Here is a 13,954-nt window from a genome sequence, read left to right on the forward strand (position 1 = left end):
ATGAAAAAAGTTACCTATAAAAACATTCATAATTTTTTTAAATTCAACGGTGTCCATTTAAATAGTAAGGAGTTACAAATTGCGGCTTATTACTTGATTAAAGAAGGCACTGAATATGAAAAATCAATGGGTGATTTTTTGCTGGACTGGTTTGATGAAAAATCTTATATTGATTTACAGACTTCCGGAACCACAGGAATTCCTAAACTTATCAGAAAAAATAAGCAGGCATTGGTAAATTCGGCATTAGCAACGGGGGATTTTTTTGGTTTAAAACCCGGAGATACTGCTTTATGTTGTTTACCTGTACAGTTTATAGCCGGAAAAATGATGCTGGTCAGAAGTTTTATTTTAGGATTAGCCATAGATGTGGTAGAACCAACTTCAAATCCGCTGGCAAATCTGAACAAAAATTATGATTTTGCAGCGATGGTACCACTTCAGGTTGAAAATTCATTAAACGAACTACATAAAGTAAAAAAACTTATCATTGGCGGAGCTAAACTCAATGATTCTCTGGTAAAAAAGCTAGTAAATACTAATTCAACAGCTTATGAAACCTATGGAATGACCGAAACAATTACTCATATTGCAGCTAAAAAAGTGGGAGAACAGGCGTTTTCTGTCCTGCCTCATGTTAGTATTTATCAAAATGAAAAAGACTGTTTAGTTATTAATGCACCGTTAGTGAGTGAGGAGCATTTGTTTACAAATGATTTGGTAGAACTGCTTAATGAGAGACAATTTGTACTTTTGGGGCGTATTGATAATGTGGTAAATAGCGGTGGAATAAAACTTATTCCGGAGCAAATAGAAGATAAACTTGCAGACAAAATTAACTCTGCTTTTTTCATAGGCGGTATTCCTGACGCAGTTTTAGGAGAAAAATTAGTATTAGTTGTCGAGGGAGAAAAACAAGAGATTGCTGAATCTGTGTTTGCTGTTTTAGCTAAATTTGAAAAACCAAAAGAAATATTTTTTGTTCCGGTATTTGAAAAGACAGCCAGCGGAAAAATAAAAAGAAAAGCAATTTTAAAGGCTCTGGAATAATTTTATTTATGTTCTATAATTTCAGATTTTAATTTATCTGCTTGTAGTATTCCAATTTTTTTATTGACAATTTTAATGGCGTTTTCTTTTTTCAGGCTGGACAGAATCCTTGTTACCTGTTCATCAGTAGTTCCGGCAAAATCGGCGATTTCTTTTCTTGAAAGATTGATATTGAGTAAATTGTTTGTATGACCAAATTTTTTAAGTAAGTACAATAAAATGTCAATTACACGTTCGCGAACATTCATTTGGGCAATTTTTTTGACTCTGTTTTCGCTTTTATTTAATTCTTCAGCGTAAAAAAGCATCATGTCATAAGTAAATTCCGGAATTGATTTTAGAATGGCATGCATGATATCATTACTGAAATTACATAATACCGTATCTTCAATTGCTGAAGCCGCAATCAAGTAGCGGTTACTTGTTCCAAATCCTCTAAATCCTAAAGTATCTCCATCAGTAGTAAGGCGAACTATTTGTTCTTTACCGTAAATTCCCGTTTTTAAAACCTTTACTTTTCCTTTATAAATAAAATACAAGCCTTGAATAGGAGCACCTTCAATCATGAATTGTTGTCCTTTTTTACAGGTATAATTGGTTTTCTCCAATACAAAATCCTGCATTTTTTCCAGATGTAAATGTTTTTTTATAAAACAATTGCTGTTGATGCAACTGCTGCAATCAGTAGTAATTCCTCTCATTTGTGCATTATTTGATGAGTTGAACTCAGGTTTGAATGGAACAAATGTATTTAAAAAATAAGTATTAATACTTATTTTAAAGATTAAATTACTTAGTTGTAAGTATTTTTATTGATTTGAAAATTGATGAGCTGCTTTTTATCAGAATCTTATTTTTTGGATAAAAAATCAATCATATCATTACTGTTGTTTACAATTGTTCCAACTCTTCATACATTTTTAATAATTGTGTAACCGTATTCCAATTCCGGATTGTAGCAGTAAGATTGAGCTTTTTTTCAATATATTTTTGATCCAGTCTGGTTTTTCCAGCAGAAACCGCATATTTGATGAAGATTTTATTTTGGTCAATATGAACTTCATCAGGTTTAACAGCACTCATTTTGAGGTCGTGAATACGGTCTTTATGCAATTCCATGGATACAAAAGCAACATAAAGTTTCTTAGTATCAGGATTGTTTTCCTGTAGAAAAAGATTGTTTTTTTGACAGGCTTCTAAATCTGATTTGTTAATCACCACAACAGGAACATCATGTCCAAAAGTCTTAAAAATCTCCTGTTTGATTTTGAAACCTACGGCGGCAGGGTTTTCTTCTTCGGTAGTTACAAATACATTTCCTGTTTGGATATAGGTTTTTACATTTGTAAACCCCATATTTTCTAGCATTTTTTGCAAAGCATCCATTTTTATCATGTTGTGCCCGGAAACATTAATCCCGCGAAGTAAAGCCAGATGTGTAGTCATTCTTAATATTTTAAATATTTATTGTAAAAGTAAATCAAGTTGGCTCATATCATCAAATAATGGAATATTCATTTGCTGTAAAGCGTCTAAATTAGCATGATTAGTAAAGCCAAAAACGTCAAAACCTCCTGTTAAAGCTGCCTGAACTCCCGCCGGACTGTCTTCTATAACCACGCAGTCTTTGACTTTAAATCCCATAGTTTTAGCTGCATGCAGATAAAGTTCGGGATTGGGTTTCCAGCTGTTAATATCGTAGGCACTAAAAATATTTCCTTCGAACCTATCGATTAATTTAGTTGTTGTTAAGTTTAGCCGTATTTTATCAGCAGGACCATTAGAAGCTACAGCTATTGGAACATCAATTTTGGCTAGCAGTTCATGAATTCCTTTAATTGGTTTCAATTCTTTCTGAAAAGCATTAAAAGTACAGGTTCTGAATTCTTCTTCAAAAGTGTCAGGTAATTTTTTTTTGGCTAATCCAGCAATATAATCAAAACAAAATTGCAGGGATTTTCCTAAGAATAATTGGTGCGCTTCGGTTTCATCCAGGATTGCTCCGTGAATTTTAGCCATGTTTACTAAAGTGCCAATAGAAATGGCTTCGCTGTCTACCAGAACTCCGTCACAATCAAAAATAATGCATTTGTATTTCATGTTTTTTTCTTCACTATAAAAGTTCAATTAATTCTAATGGGTGACTGATGATGGATTGCGCGCCTTCGGACAATAATTCTTCTTCCGGGCGGTATCCCCAAGTAACCCCTACAGCAAACATCTTAGCATTTTTAGCGGTTTGCATGTCAATATCAGAATCACCAACATAAAGAACTTCTTCGGTAGTACATTCTAAATCATGACAGATTCTGATAGCTGCTTCGGGATTTGGTTTCTTGGTAGCCTCACTTTTCAAACCTGCTACGATGTCAAAATAATCAGGAAATAAAGTAAGACCAATTTTTTTAGTCAGTTCGTCAGCTTTATTCGACAAGATAGCCATTTTGATGTTTCGGGATTTTAGTTCTTTCAATAGTTCAGTAATTCCGTCATAAACAATCGTTTTATTGGTACAATTATTTCTATAGTGAAGCATCATGGCTTGAAAAAACTTTTCGATATTTTCTTCATTTCTATGTGTTTCCGGAAGCGCTTTGGTGACTAAAACCCGAAGACCACTACCTATAAAATTATTAATCACTTCATAACTATGAGTAGGTAACTGATTTTCCTGAAGCACCTTATTTATAGAATCGGCAATGTCAATTAGAGAGTTTACAAGTGTTCCGTCCAGGTCGAATAGTACTGCTTTAAATTTCATTTTTTATTTAGTATCAATGTGCGTAATGATGCAAAGATAGAAAACAGAAAATAGAAGGCAGAATTTAGAATAAAGAAAGCGATAAATCAACGGTTTTAAGAATTAAACTTAGTGAACCTTTGTTTCTTCTTGGTGAATCTTTCTGTAATGAACTAATCTCGTAAAGTTACTTTTTATCAACCACAATTTGGTTTTCTCTATTGGCTAATTCCCAAACAATAGTAAAAGCAAGTTGGGCTCTCTTAGTTAATGCATCGTATTCGATTTTGTCAGGGGTATCTGTTTTTCGATGGTAATCGGCATGAGTGCCGTTGAAAATAAAAACAGCGGGAATACCATTTTTAGCAAAATTATAATGGTCAGAACGGCGGTAAAAATTATTCGGATCGTTTAGTGCGTTGTATTTGTAATCTAAATCGAGATGAATATATTTTTCATTTACTGTTTTGCAAATTTCATCCAGCTCACTCGAGAGTCTATCGGCACCAATGAGGTATACATAATTGTTAGAATTAGCATGGGCATCGTCACGGCGACCTATCATGTCAATATTGACATTAGCAACGGTATTTTTTAAAGGAAAAACAGGGTTTTCGCTGTAATATCTCGAACCGTGTAAACCGTGTTCTTCACCCGTAACATGAAGGAATAAAACGGAACGCTTTGGTCCATGTCCGTTTTTTTTAGCTAATTGAAAGGCTTGTGCAATTTCCAATAAGGCTACGGTTCCGGACCCATCATCATCGGCGCCATTAAAAACAGCTCCGTTTTTTGTTCCCACATGATCGTAATGCGCGGAAATCACAATTACTTCATCGGGTTTTTCTGTTCCTTCAATATAAGCCCAGATATTTTCAGAATCGGGAAGATTTTCGTTTTTCTTCGCATTCAAAAATGCTGCCGGAATGTGTTGGTAATAATTTTCAGCCCCTTTTGGAAAAGTAATTTTATCTTTTTGATACTGACTAATGAGATATTTTCCGGCTCTTTTCTGTCCAATAGATCCTGTTTCTCGTCCTTCCATAGAATCATTAGCGACAATGTACAGATGTGTTTTTAATTCATCAGCGGTAATGCTATTCGTGTATTTTGTTGGTTTGTAAATGTTTTTGGAGCTTATTTCTTTTGTTCCCTGGCATGAAGCCAAACAACTAAAGACAAGAAGGAGTAATGTTTTTTTCATGATATAAATGCGAGCCATTAAATCGGTCTTATTACAAATATCTGAAAATTAATTAAATAATGATGCGGATTATTTTTCTACTTAAAAAAAACTCAATTTGTTGTTTCAGGATGTTTACAAATTCATGCTTAGCAAAGTAATTTTAGCTGATTTAGCTCTTAGGATAAGGTTTTGATAGGCAATAAAATATGCGTAATTTTGTAGACTTAGAATATAATATACATAACATGGAACAAATGCAACAAATACTATCTTCAAAATCAGAAGCCTTAATCAAAAAAGAAAATAATTATGGTGCTCATAATTACCATCCATTACCAGTAGTTCTTGAAAAAGGAGAAGGAGTGTTTGTTTGGGATGTAGACGGGAAAAAATATTATGATTTTTTATCGGCCTATTCCGCAGTGAATCAAGGACATTGTCATCCTAAAATTGTTGGTGCAATGGTGGAGCAGGCGCAAAAGCTAACTTTAACGTCTCGAGCTTTTTATAATGACCAATTGGGAGTTTACGAAGAATATGTTACTAAGTATTTTGGTTTTGATAAAGTTTTGCCAATGAATACTGGTGCAGAAGCTGTTGAAACCGCTTTAAAATTGTGTAGAAAATGGGCTTATGAGGTAAAAGGAATTGCCGAAAATCAAGCTCAGATTATTGTTTGTGAAAATAATTTCCACGGTAGAACAACCACAATTATTTCTTTTTCTAATGATGAAACGGCTCGCAGGAGTTTCGGACCTTTTACCGAAGGTTTTATAAAAATTGAATATGATAATTTGGATGCTTTAAAAAAAGTATTAGAATCCTCTCAAAATATTGCAGGGTTTCTGGTAGAACCTATTCAGGGGGAAGCCGGAGTTTATGTGCCTAGCGAAGGTTTTTTGGCAAAAGCCAAAGCCTTATGCGACAAACACAATGTTTTATTTATTGCCGATGAGGTACAAACAGGTATTGCACGTACAGGAAAATTATTAGCAGTTCATCATGAAAATGTTCAGCCAGACATCCTCATTTTAGGAAAAGCCTTGTCGGGTGGTGTGTATCCGGTTTCGGCTGTTTTAGCCAATAATAATATTATGAATGTTATTAAACCAGGACAACACGGATCTACTTTTGGAGGAAATCCTGTAGCTGCAGCGGTTGCTATTGCAGCATTAGAAGTCATAAAAGAAGAAGAATTAGCCGAAAATGCTGAGCGTTTAGGAGTAATTTTGAGAAAAGGCTTAAACGAAATTGCTGCTAAAAATCCTTTGATAACCTTAGTAAGAGGAAAAGGGTTATTGAATGCTATTGTGATTGATTGTGATGAAGAATCGGATTTAGCTTGGGAAATTTGTTTAAAATTCCGCGATTATGGTTTGCTTGCAAAACCAACTCATGGAAACAAAATCCGTTTAGCTCCGCCATTAGTAATCACCGAAAATCAAATACAGGACTGTCTTTCTATAATTGAAAAAGCATTAAACGATTTTAAATAAAAAAATTATGGATCGGGTTGTAAAGTTGATAAAAAACCGTTCGGATATTGGTGGAGGAACGCGTGGTTCTGATTTAGGAGTTGACGCATTAGAAATTGCTGCCATTAATCGGGGCAGCGAGTATTTTAATCAGTTTACTTATGAAGATATAAAAACGCATAACGAAACTATTTATGATAAAACCCGAAATGCATTTGCTAAAAGAATCGAATTTGTTTTAGAGCAATGTACGCGTGTTTCTTATACGATAAAGCGCACTTTGGAAGCTCATTTTTTACCCATTGTTTTGTCTGGAGATCATTCGTCGGCATTGGGAACCATAAGTGGAATAAAAGCGGTTTATCCACATAAAACTTTAGGAGTTATCTGGATTGATGCTCACGCTGATTTGCATTCACCTTATACCTCTCCATCCGGAAATATTCATGGAATGCCTTTGGCGGCAGCCTTAGCAGTCGATAATTTAAAATGCCAGATTAACGAAGTCATTCCGGAAACCCAACAACATTGGGAAGAGATGAAAAATATAGGTGTTGAAGGAGCTAAGATTGATCCGGAGCATTTAATTTATTTTGGTGTTCGTGATACTGAAGAAGCAGAAGATCAGCAAATGACCGAAATGGCTATAAAAAATTTCAGAGTAGATGAGGTTCGTTATAAAGGTTTGGAGCTTTGTGTTGAAAGAGCTTTGTCACAATTAGCGAATTGTGATATGATTTATATTTCGTTTGATGTGGATTCGCTGGATTGTGACTTAATTTCTAATGGTACCGGAACGCCTGTTTCTAAAGGTTTTGACCAATATGAAGCAATCGCTATCATAAATCAGATTATTGCTTCGAGAAAAGTAATCTGTATTGAATTTTGTGAAATCAATCCGCTTTTGGATACCAAAGGAAATAAGATGGCAGAGACTGCTTTTGAAGTTTTAGAACAAATAACATCAAGTTTGATTTTGCCTTTTGAGTAGGGTTTTAGCCGTTTTTGAACCATAAATAATAGTATTTTATGTTCTAAGTGCTGTTTTAGCTTTAGTAAATTATAACAAAAAACAGTAAAATATTTGTTTTTTCGCAATTTATACGCTGTTAATCACAAATTGTATATTTCTGTTATTTTAAGTATTAATTTCGATACGTATTTTATATAATTACTTATATTTGCATAAGTATTTATACTTAGTTTTAAAAATTAAGTTTTATGATTCAAGTAGCCGAAGCATTAAAAATAATAGGAGAGAATAGTGTTCAAATGTCTATTTCAAAAATCAAAGTGAGTAAATCACTTGGTTATGTTTTGGCTGAAGCTGTTTATGCTCCCATAAATATGCCTCCTTTCCGTCAGTCGGCGATGGATGGATACGCATTTACTCACAGTGAATTGGCACAATTTGAAGTGGTAAGTACGTCCCAAGCAGGCGATTTTTTAGAGGATAAAATCCAAAAAAATCAAGCGGTTCGCATTTTTACAGGCGCTTTTGTTCCTGATGATACAGATACTGTGGTCATGCAGGAGCATACAAGAGTAACCGATAATTTGTTACAAATTGAAAAAATGCCATTGCCTGGTGCTAATGTAAGAGCTAAGGGCGAGCAAATTAAAAAAGGCGAGTTAGTACTTGATGCTAATACCGTAATTACTCCTGCAGCTATTGGTTTTTTAGCCTGTTTGGGGATTACTAAAATCAAAGTATATGAAAAGCCTAAAGTAGCCATTTTGGTTACCGGAAACGAATTGGTTTCAGCCGGGAAAAAATTACCGAAAGGTAAAATTTATGAAAGCAATTCGGTAATGCTGGAAGCGGCTTTAAAAACAATCGGAATTAAAAAGACCACGGTTTTTAAAGTTAAAGATAGTTTGAAAAAGACAAAAATGGTTATTGAAAGTTGTCTTTCTAATTTTGATGTAGTCTTGATTTCAGGAGGAATTTCGGTAGGGGATTACGATTATGTCAAAGAAGCTTTATTGAAAAATGGTGTAACCGAGTTGTTTTATAAAATCAATCAAAAACCAGGGAAACCTTTGTTTTTTGGTCGGAAAGAAAACAAATTAGTGTTTGCTTTACCTGGAAATCCAGCTTCGTCATTGACTTGTTTTTATGTGTATGCTATACCGGCTTTAAAAAAGTTAATGGGATTTGAAGCAGTGCATTTGCCGGAAACAAAAAGAAAAATAAATACAGCTTTTAAGAATACATCCGGAAAGACTTTGTTTTTAAAGGCCTTGTATGATGATGAAAAAGTAACGGTTTTAGAAAGTCAAAGTTCAGCAATGCTAAATACTTTTTCTATTGCCAATGGCTTGATAGTGGTTCCGGAGAATGTAACTGCACTTGAAGCCAATGATGAAGTAACGGTTTTGCCTTTTAATTGATTTAAAAATGGAAAAACTAACCTTATCCATTCTTTGTGGCGGTAAAAGTAGCCGAATGCAATCGGAAAAAGGATTGGTGCTTTTTCAGGAAACGCCATTTATTGAGCATATTATTAAAGCGGCTTTGCCTCTTGTTGATGAAATACAATTAGTGACCAATACATCTCATTATGATTATTTGTCCTATAAAAAAATAAAAGATATTGAATTAGATAAAGGACCGGTTGGCGGAATTTATTCGGCTTTGGTTCATTCAGATTCAGAAAATAATTTAATATTAAGTTGCGATATTCCGCTGATTTCAACGGAATTATTATCCGAATTGGTAATAAAGCATCAATCGAATTTTGAAGTTTCTGTTTTTTCAGATGCCAATAAAATTCACCCTTTAATTGGAATGTATTCGAAAAGAATTATTCCAATTTTGAAAAAGGCTATTGAAGAGAATGATTTAAAAATGATGCACTTGTTAGAAAAAGTAAATCATCAGATAATAAAAGTTGCAGGAGAACGAAGTGAGCAGTTTAAAAATGTGAATTCGCTCGCGGAATTAAAGGAATTGAATACCAAAAATTGAAGATTATGAAAAGTACTAACACACCAAGGTTGACAATTGTAGGAGCTGGTCCTGGCGATGTGGAATTGATTACCATAAAAGCCATAAAAGCCATTGGAGACGCTGATGTAATCCTTTATGATGCATTAGTAAATGAGGATTTATTGCAATATGCGGCAGAAGGAACAGAGATTGTTTTTGTAGGAAAGCGTTTTGGTTGTCATGCGTACACTCAGGATCAAATCAATGAATTGATTGTAGTAATGGGTAAAAAGCACGGTCATGTAGTACGATTAAAAGGTGGAGATCCGTTTGTTTTTGGCAGAGGAAGTGAAGAAATTGAATTTGCTCAAAAACACGGTTTGTTAACGGCCATTGTTCCAGGGATTTCTTCTTCTTTAGGAGTTCCTGCTTCTAATGGAATTAGTTTAACACAACGCGGAATTTCAGAAAGTTTTTGGGTGATTACCGGAACTACTTCGGCACATAAATTATCTACAGATGTTAGTTTAGCCGCTCAATCATCTGCAACTGTAGTGATTTTGATGGGGATGCATAAATTAGACGAAATTGTGGCTATCTATCAAAACAACAGAACTGATGATTTGCCGGTAGCTATTATTCAAAACGGGACAAAAGACACACAGAAAAAAGTAATAGGAACAGTAAGTTCTATCAGTAAATTAGTGGCTGAACACCAATTGTCATCACCTGCAATTATTGTAATAGGCGAGGTGGTAAAACACGCTTCTGAATTGGCTGTTTTTACCAAAGAAGGATATAGCGATGACGAATTTATTTTTCAAAATCTAAACGTAACGGAATAATGCTAGATGTAAAATATTTTGGTGCAGTTGCCGAGAAAACACAAGTTTTAGGAGAAACGCTTCCTTTGTCTAATTTATCCTTGCAGGAATTAATGGATGAGTTGGAACAAAAATACGATTTGACTTCGCTTTCTTATAGTATTGCAGTCAATCAAAAATTGGTTCAGGACAAAAACAGCTACATGTTAATGAGTAATGATGTTGTGGCTTTGTTGCCTCCATTTGCAGGAGGTTAAAAGGCACAATTTTCTAATTGGGTAACAATTATGCGATACAATAGACAAATTATACTTCCTGAAGTAGGCGAAAAAGGCCAGGGAAAATTAAACCAAGCCAAGGTTTTAATCATTGGTGCTGGTGGTTTGGGCGCGGCAATTTTACCGTATTTAGCAGCAGCCGGAATTGGAGAAATAGGTATTATTGATGATGATACTATTGATATTAGCAATTTACAACGTCAGGTTATTTATAAAAGTACTGCTATTGGAAAATCCAAAGTACTAGAGGCTAAAGCGATGGCGGAATCTTTAAATCCGAGTATTCAAATTAATGCCACTACCGATACTTTAAACGCTAAAAACGCGATTTCTTTATTTGAATATTATGATATTATGGTGGATGCAACTGATAATTTGCACACCAAATATTTAATTAATGACGCTTGTGTGGTAACCAATAAACCATTTGTTTACGGTTCAGTTTATAAGTTCCAAGGACAGGTTTCGGTTTTTAATTATCAAAACGGACCTACGTATCGTTGTCTTTTTCCAAATGAGGCTGCGCACAGTCAAAATTGTGTAGACGCCGGAGTTATGGGGATTTCGGTTGGAATCATTGGGATGTTTCAGGCAAATGAAGTTTTGAAAATGGTTCTCGAAACAGGAAAAGTACTTTCGGGCGAATTGTTGATTTACAATATGCTTAACAACGACCAGCAAAAATTTGATTTGAATAGAACGGAAGTGTCTTCAATCAGTCGATTGGATTTCGAAAAAAAATACGATTCTGTTTTAGAGATTTCAGCCAAAGAAGCTTTAGAACAAATAGATAATCCGGATGTTGTTTTTCTGGATGTTCGCAATGAAACCGAATTACCTAAAATAAGTTTGCCAAATAGTCTTCAAATTCCATTGGCTGATTTGGAAGATAATTTAGAAAAATTAGATTTAAACAAAACGATATTGGTGTATTGCCAATCGGGAATTAGAAGTAAAGCAGCAGTTGAAATACTTAAAAAATATTCTTTTTTTAATACTCAAAGCATTGCAGGTGGAGCATTAAAATTACAAGAAGCTATAGCAAATAGTGCTATTTCAATTTAAAAATCACCAATTATATTGTTTAAAAATCTGCGAATCTGCGGTGAAAAAATAAAAAAATGAGTAAAAAAGTTTTTATAGAAGGAGCAATTTCTCCGGAATTTATAGCCGATTCCATTGCCAAACATCAGGGCAAGCACAGTATTGGTGCGCATAATATTTTCTTAGGTCAGGTTCGCGCCGATGTTCATGAAGAAAATGTAGTTAAAGCAATTGAATATACCGCTTACGAAGAAATGGCTAACAATGCTCTGGCAGTAATTAGAGAAAGAGCTTTTGCTGAATTTGACTTGGTTTGCATGCATATTTATCACAGTTTAGGTGTGGTAAAAACAGGTGGAATTTGCTTGTTTGTTTTTGTTTCTGCCGGGCATAGAACTCAGGTTTATGAGGCTACAGCAGCAATCGTCAACTGGATTAAAACAGAAGTGCCTATCTTTGGGAAAGAAATATTTGAGAATGAAGATTTCATTTGGAAACAAAATAAATAATAATGGTTGATATTACCCATAAAATAAGTACGTTACGTTCGGCAACAGCCATGGCAACAGTCAAAGTGAGTTTGCCCGAAACGATTGAAGCTATTGAGAAAAATTTAGTTCCCAAAGGCAATGTGCTTGAAATGGCTAAAACTGCTGGTTTATTTGCAGTTAAAAACACCCATTTATCCATTCCTGATTGTCATCCGCTGCCTATTGAATACACGGCGGTGGATTATGAAATCAAGGATTTAACAATTGATATTTTGTTTACGGTAAAAACTGTTTATAAAACAGGTGTTGAGGTCGAAGCCATGCACGGTGCATCAATTGTAGCTTTGACCATGTACGATATGTTGAAACCGATTGATAAAAATATCGAAATATCAACTATTAAATTAGTAGAGAAAAAAGGTGGAAAATCATCGTATAAAAATAAATTCCGCGAGGCTTTAAAGGCAGCTGTTTTTGTTTGTTCCGATTCTATTTTTGCTGGAGAGAAAGAAGATCGTTCCGGTAGAATTATTGTTGAAAAATTAGAATCTTACGGAGTTGCAACTTCGCATTACGAAATTATTCCTGATGAGGTTGATTTTATTCAGGACAGAACTAAAAAATATGCTGAGGATAACCAATTGGTGATATTTACAGGAGGAACCGGGCTTTCACCAAGAGATGTTACTCCAGAAGCACTAGAACCATTATTGGAAAACAGAATTCCGGGAATAGAAGAAGCCATTCGCAATTACGGACAGGACAGAATGCCGTATGCTATGCTTTCTCGTTCTGTGGTGGGAACTATTGGCGATAGTGTAGTGATGGCATTGCCAGGTTCGGCTAATGGTGCCAAAGAATCTATGGATGCTGTTTTTCCACATGTTCTGCATGTTTTTCACATCCTAAAAGGGAGTAATCATGATACCAAATAACACCATATTAACGGATTATTTTGGACGTAATCACAACTATTTGCGCATTTCTTTAATTGAGAAATGCAATTTACGTTGTACGTATTGCATGCCTGCTGAGGGAATTGCATTATCTTCTAAAAAGGATTTAATGACCGCCGATGAGGTTTTTGTTATTGCCCAAACATTTGTAAATAATGGCGTTAATAAAATTAGATTGACAGGAGGCGAACCACTGTTGCGAAAAGATTTTCCTGAAATTATTGAAAAACTGACTCAATTAGAAACGGAAATTTCCATTACTACAAACGGAATTCTAATTGATCGACATATTGACGTTTTAAAACAATTTAATGTCAAGAAAATCAATTTGAGTTTAGATACTTTAGTTCCAACCAAATTCAATACGATTACGCTTCGCAATCAGTTTGAAAAAGTAATTGATAATTTGCATTTACTTTTAAACAACGAATTTAAGGTGAAAATTAATGTGGTTTTGATTAAAGGATTTAACGATAATGAAATCATTGATTTTATAAATCTAACCCAATTTTTACCGATTTCCATCCGTTTTATAGAATTCATGCCTTTTGCGGGAAACGAGTGGGATAGGAGTAAAATGGTTTCTCAATCAGAAATTCTAGACAAACTTTCGGCTCATTTTTCGGAATCCAATTTAGAGAAATTAGAAGATGAAAAAAACTTCACAGCCAGGGAATTTAAGATAAAAAATTATTTCGGAAGCTTTGGCATCATTAGTTCTATTACAAATCCGTTTTGTGACGGTTGTAACAGAATTCGCCTTACGGCAAATGGTAAAATCAAGAATTGCTTGTTTTCCAATTCAGAAACTGATTTATTGACTCCTTTTAGAAATGGTGAAGCGATAGAAAATGTGATTGCTTTAGCTATTAAAAACAAAAAGAAAGTAAGAGCAGGAATGACAACTCTTGAAGATGTTGATAATCCTGTTTTAAATCAGGACAATCGCTCTATGATTACGATAGGGGGCTAAATGTT

16 protein-coding genes are annotated in these 13,954 nt (G+C 34.5%); 11 read left to right on the plus strand and 5 right to left on the minus strand.

Annotated features, from left to right (window positions below; translation table 11 throughout):
- Positions 1-1,050, plus strand: a complete 1,050-nt coding sequence (locus ABS764_RS00665; protein ID WP_408078924.1) for an AMP-binding protein — start codon at positions 1-3, stop codon at positions 1,048-1,050.
- Positions 1,051-1,052: 2 nt separating this feature from the next.
- Here ABS764_RS00665 and ABS764_RS00670 read toward each other — a convergent pair whose 3' ends face one another.
- The 5 genes from ABS764_RS00670 to ABS764_RS00690 all read right to left on the minus strand — a co-directional run bounded on the left by ABS764_RS00670 (position 1,053) and on the right by ABS764_RS00690 (position 4,994).
- Entirely contained in the window at positions 1,053-1,751 is a 699-nt protein-coding gene (locus tag ABS764_RS00670; RefSeq protein ID WP_408078926.1) for a Crp/Fnr family transcriptional regulator, read from the minus strand.
- Between the two features lie 190 nt (positions 1,752-1,941).
- On the minus strand, positions 1,942-2,496 hold the full coding sequence (locus ABS764_RS00675; RefSeq protein ID WP_408078928.1) for a DUF1697 domain-containing protein: 555 nt from the start codon (positions 2,494-2,496) through the stop codon (positions 1,942-1,944).
- 18 nt (positions 2,497-2,514) lie between these two features.
- Entirely contained in the window at positions 2,515-3,150 is a 636-nt protein-coding gene (locus tag ABS764_RS00680) for an HAD family hydrolase (RefSeq protein ID WP_408078930.1), read from the minus strand.
- A gap of 13 nt (positions 3,151-3,163) precedes the next feature.
- Entirely contained in the window at positions 3,164-3,811 is a 648-nt protein-coding gene (locus ABS764_RS00685) for an HAD family hydrolase (protein WP_408078932.1), read from the minus strand.
- A gap of 166 nt (positions 3,812-3,977) precedes the next feature.
- Positions 3,978-4,994: a M28 family peptidase gene (locus ABS764_RS00690; RefSeq protein ID WP_408078934.1), complete on the minus strand. Its 1,017-nt coding sequence runs from the start codon at positions 4,992-4,994 to the stop codon at positions 3,978-3,980.
- A 227-nt stretch (positions 4,995-5,221) separates the two neighbouring features.
- Here ABS764_RS00690 and rocD point away from each other — a divergent pair, with 227 nt between their 5' ends.
- From rocD to moaA, 10 genes are all read left to right on the plus strand, one after another.
- Positions 5,222-6,472, plus strand: a complete 1,251-nt coding sequence (gene rocD / locus ABS764_RS00695) for an ornithine--oxo-acid transaminase (protein WP_408079742.1) — start codon at positions 5,222-5,224, stop codon at positions 6,470-6,472.
- A 7-nt stretch (positions 6,473-6,479) separates the two neighbouring features.
- The gene (locus tag ABS764_RS00700) at positions 6,480-7,442 is read left to right on the plus strand and encodes an arginase (RefSeq protein WP_408078936.1); all 963 of its coding nucleotides are present in this window, start codon (positions 6,480-6,482) and stop codon (positions 7,440-7,442) included.
- Between the two features lie 230 nt (positions 7,443-7,672).
- Positions 7,673-8,845 (plus strand): molybdopterin molybdotransferase MoeA, encoded by a 1,173-nt coding sequence (locus tag ABS764_RS00705; protein ID WP_408078938.1) that lies wholly within the window; start codon positions 7,673-7,675, stop codon positions 8,843-8,845.
- Between the two features lie 7 nt (positions 8,846-8,852).
- Positions 8,853-9,422, plus strand: a complete 570-nt coding sequence (locus tag ABS764_RS00710) for a molybdenum cofactor guanylyltransferase (RefSeq protein ID WP_408078940.1) — start codon at positions 8,853-8,855, stop codon at positions 9,420-9,422.
- Between the two features lie 5 nt (positions 9,423-9,427).
- Positions 9,428-10,228 carry a uroporphyrinogen-III C-methyltransferase gene (gene cobA, locus ABS764_RS00715; protein WP_408078942.1) on the plus strand — a complete coding sequence of 267 codons (801 nt, stop codon included), beginning with the start codon at positions 9,428-9,430 and terminating at the stop codon, positions 10,226-10,228.
- A complete protein-coding gene (locus ABS764_RS00720; protein ID WP_408078944.1) occupies positions 10,228-10,464 on the plus strand; it encodes a MoaD/ThiS family protein in 237 nt (78 codons plus the stop codon). Before cobA ends, ABS764_RS00720 begins: the two co-directional genes overlap by 1 nt.
- 30 nt (positions 10,465-10,494) lie before the next feature.
- Positions 10,495-11,550: a molybdopterin-synthase adenylyltransferase MoeB gene (gene moeB / locus ABS764_RS00725; RefSeq protein WP_408078946.1), complete on the plus strand. Its 1,056-nt coding sequence runs from the start codon at positions 10,495-10,497 to the stop codon at positions 11,548-11,550.
- A 56-nt stretch (positions 11,551-11,606) separates the two neighbouring features.
- Positions 11,607-12,038, plus strand: a complete 432-nt coding sequence (locus tag ABS764_RS00730; RefSeq protein WP_408078948.1) for a molybdenum cofactor biosynthesis protein MoaE — start codon at positions 11,607-11,609, stop codon at positions 12,036-12,038.
- A gap of 2 nt (positions 12,039-12,040) precedes the next feature.
- Positions 12,041-12,955: a bifunctional molybdenum cofactor biosynthesis protein MoaC/MoaB gene (moaCB, locus tag ABS764_RS00735; protein WP_408078950.1), complete on the plus strand. Its 915-nt coding sequence runs from the start codon at positions 12,041-12,043 to the stop codon at positions 12,953-12,955.
- Positions 12,942-13,949 carry a GTP 3',8-cyclase MoaA gene (gene moaA, locus ABS764_RS00740; RefSeq protein ID WP_408078952.1) on the plus strand — a complete coding sequence of 336 codons (1,008 nt, stop codon included), beginning with the start codon at positions 12,942-12,944 and terminating at the stop codon, positions 13,947-13,949. The genes moaCB and moaA overlap by 14 nt, the downstream gene beginning before the upstream one ends.
- Positions 13,950-13,954: the final 5 nt, after the last annotated feature.

Source organism: Flavobacterium plantiphilum, from assembly GCF_046000495.1.
GTDB lineage: Bacteria > Bacteroidota > Bacteroidia > Flavobacteriales > Flavobacteriaceae > Flavobacterium > Flavobacterium plantiphilum.